Here is a 203-nt window from a genome sequence, read left to right as displayed (position 1 = left end):
TCAAAGTCAAAACGCTCTTCTTCAGGCAGGCGTGCCACGATAGGTAACATGTGCGTACCATCGCGCAGTAAACCGATGTTGTAGCCACCAAACGCCATTTGTAACGTCTCAGACAAATCAGTTTTTGAAATACCAAGGCGACGTGCCTTTGATTCGTTAAACAGTGGCACGAGCTCTTTGGTGCGTTCACGCCAATCGTGACG

General features: G+C 48.8%; 1 protein-coding gene. It reads right to left on the bottom strand.

What is annotated here, in order from left to right; genetic code table 11:
• Positions 1 to 203: hypothetical protein (locus AB4496_RS29260; RefSeq protein WP_372133635.1), on the bottom strand; the 203-nt coding region annotated here is incomplete at both ends.

It is taken from the genome of Vibrio sp. 10N.222.46.A1 (assembly GCF_041473595.1).
Lineage (GTDB): Bacteria > Pseudomonadota > Gammaproteobacteria > Enterobacterales > Vibrionaceae > Vibrio > Vibrio tasmaniensis_A.
Note: the sequence above shows the minus strand (reverse complement) of the source record. Positions and strands in the feature narration are given on the sequence as shown.